Here is a 1,564-nt window from a genome sequence, read left to right on the forward strand (position 1 = left end):
TAACTAAAACTTGAAACATGATATATCGCCCGAATCCCTTATAGCTCTAGGCACTTTCTCCTGAAAATTAACTCATGCAAAACAAATCAGCTGTTTTTGAAGACTCTTCGGTAATTGTGCGATAAATTTGCAGAGGATGTTATCCAAAATTAGTTCATCCAGAACATATTCATCGGTCAGAACTTCTTTAAAAAGATCTACTAATTGGCGAATCGCTTCTGCTACTGGGATTTCTGATAGCTCATCGATCAGTAAGTAAAATAACTCGCCGATCGTTCGGTCATCACTTGCCTCTCGTTCTTGAACAGCCAAGATCATGTAGGCAATCGCAACCGCTGTTGTGTACGCAAAAATCCCGTCATAAGACAATCCTTGGTATTTGGTCAATTTTAAATAGTGCTTGCACATTTTGAAATAGACCTCGATCGCCCAGCGTCGGCCATAAAGTTGAATGATTTCGTCTTCTGTCAAAGAAGTATCCGTTGAAGCCAACACCAAATACTCGTTTCGTTTGTTTCGATTGCGCACAAATACCAGTTTCAGTGGCACACTGTTTTCGCCAACAACGGCTTCTACAGACACGCTTAAAAGATAGCGCGACCGACCACGTCGTTTCTTGTTCAATTGAAAAATTTCTTTTGCGTCCATTGATTGTCCATCGAAACGATAATGCACTTTCTTGGTACGCTTGACCATTGCCACACAATAACAGCCTAACTCTTTCAATTGATGAAACATTTTCGGACTAGAAAACCACGTATCAAATAAAACATAGTCGGCTTGAATGCCTTGTTTCAAGGCGTTTATAACCAATTCAACAGCGACATCGGTTCCTTTACGATGGGCTTGCGCTTGGCGTTTTCCAGAATTGGTTCGTTGGTCAGTAGAAGGTGTTTCGCAAATTTGATTCTTGCCGGAAAGTAAGGAAAAAGCCACCGGAAGAAAACTGTTGCCATCGGACCAACCGAGTTGTAGAAAACGAAAGCCTTTGACATATTTTTTCTTGGCATGATCGTATTGTAAAGTGGCACCTTCTACTTTCTTCGCATTCGTTCGAGCGTACATGGAGTCGTCGATAATGAACACGTTTCTCCGAGAGTCAGCGGTCAACGTTGCGAAATAGACACTGACCGCTTTGGCCAAAAGCAGAAGCAGTTTTTGCCAATTGATCCGAGAATCATTCAACAGATTGCGGAACGTTTTATCTGAAAAAGGCAGGTGACTTGTTTGCTTCTGATAAAACCGATACGTCGAGCCATTCGAAAAAATCGATTGGACAATAAAGGAAAAAACAACAGAAAACGAGAATCCTTTTGTGCGTGCTGCGTTCGCTTGTCTTGAAACTGTTGTCAGATCAAAACGATCGAAAAAAGTTTTTACTGGATTCGAATAGTGGTCCTTCGTCTGAGTAGTTTGTGTTATAATTTTCATGGCATGAACACTCCTTGGATGATGGTTTTGGACGACTTAATTATACCAAGTGCTTAGTTGTTCATGCTATTTTTGTGTCAAAAAATCCTTTTATGGTAAGGATTAGCGTATATTTTTATGTTTCAAGTTTTAG

Annotated in this window: 1 protein-coding gene; it reads right to left on the minus strand. The window is 40.5% G+C overall.

Annotated features, from left to right (window positions below; translation table 11 throughout):
- Window positions 1-72: 72 nt before the first annotated feature.
- Entirely contained in the window at window positions 73-1,431 is a 1,359-nt protein-coding gene (locus NRIC_RS18785) for an IS4 family transposase (protein ID WP_146624260.1), read from the minus strand.
- Window positions 1,432-1,564 lie beyond the last annotated feature (133 nt).

The sequence above is a fragment of the Enterococcus florum genome, from assembly GCF_004309355.1.
Classification (GTDB): domain Bacteria; phylum Bacillota; class Bacilli; order Lactobacillales; family Enterococcaceae; genus Enterococcus_A; species Enterococcus_A florum.